Annotated in this window: 2 protein-coding genes; both read right to left on the reverse strand. The window is 65.8% G+C overall.

Annotated elements, in window-relative coordinates; all coding sequences use genetic code 11:
- Positions 1–24: 24 nt before the first annotated feature.
- Positions 25–570: a transposase gene (locus R5W23_RS08765; protein ID WP_320686008.1), complete on the reverse strand. Its 546-nt coding sequence runs from the start codon at positions 568–570 to the stop codon at positions 25–27.
- A 23-nt stretch (positions 571–593) separates the two neighbouring features.
- A partial coding sequence (locus R5W23_RS08770; protein WP_320686009.1) for a helix-turn-helix domain-containing protein occupies positions 594–1,191 on the reverse strand: 598 nt, incomplete at its 5' end.

The following is a 1,191-nucleotide window of genomic DNA, read 5'->3' on the forward strand; positions in this document are numbered from 1 at the left end:
ATACATGAACCCACCGAAGCTGTCTCATTTGCTGGTCTTCCGCTTGGGCCGTCCCTCGATGAGGCTTTTGACCTTATGCCGGACGGTCTGGAAGTAGCACAGGCTGGCCCGGATCGACGCCTTCAGGTCCGCCAAGGTGTCGAACAGGCGGTTGTGTGTGGCGCGGCGCCGGAGCTTCTTCCAGAACCGCTCGATCGGGTTCAACTGCGGGCTGTAGCTGGGCAACCGCTTGAACTCCAGATGCGGGTTCTCGCGCATGGCCTCGTCGATCGGCCGGCCCCGGTGCCACGGTGCGTTGTCGATCAGGACCACGACCCGCGGGTACTTCTCGCGCGGGTACACGCGACCCATGTGCCGCAGGTGATCGGCGAACGCCTGTTGCATGCGACGGGTCTTGCTCAACCCGGTCTTCTTGTTGGCGTTCGCGGGGCTCTCCAGCGTGTTGGCATGAACCCCTGCGGTGACCAGATGGACGACGGCAAACACGTACAGGAGGTCCTTGCAGTCCCGGGTTCCCACGATCGGCCGGTGCCCCTTGACCCCGAGCGTTGCGGCCAACGTCGGGACCATCGGGAAGCGGGCCTCGTCCTGGCTCACCAGGACGAGTTCACCGGCCGCGGCACTTTTCCCAGGGCGGCCAGGTCCTCCCGGGCCTGGGCCGGCTTGACCGGGTCGCCCCGGTCATGGCGATACGTGGGCCGATACAGGCGGATGTCGATGCCCGAGCAGAACCGCGGCATGGCGCTCCGGGACGTGCGGATCCCCTTGGTCTTGAGCAGGTGATCGGCCCGTTCCGCATGTGTCCAGTTGGCCCGGTCCAGCCCCTGCTCGGCCGGCCCTTTGATCACCCCGCACTTGATCTCCTCGGCCAGGGTCGCGGGGATCTTGCACGGGGTGCCCTTGGCTTTCTTGGGCCGCAGGCCGTCGAGTCCGTCGTCGCAGTACGCGTTGACCCACCGAGTGACGGTCCGGCGGTGGACCCCCAAGTCGGTGGCGAGATCCTGGCGGGCACGGCCCCGGTGAGCCATCAACACGATCTGGAGCCGGACTCGGAATTTGGGGTCGTCCGTCGAGCGGAACAGGGCATCGAGGCGTTCAGCCTCGGTGGCGGGCAATTGGATGCGGATGATGGCAGTGACCTCTAAACCGGGCAGATACCTCCGGTTAGAGAATGTGACTGCGTCGGTGGGT

It is taken from the genome of Gemmata algarum (assembly GCF_034097035.1).
Lineage (GTDB): Bacteria > Planctomycetota > Planctomycetia > Gemmatales > Gemmataceae > Gemmata > Gemmata algarum.

Coding starts and splice junctions, on each gene's coding strand:
- R5W23_RS08765 (WP_320686008.1), bottom strand. CDS start 570: ATGGTCCCGACGTTGGCCGCAACGCTCGGGGTCAAGGGGCACCGGCCG.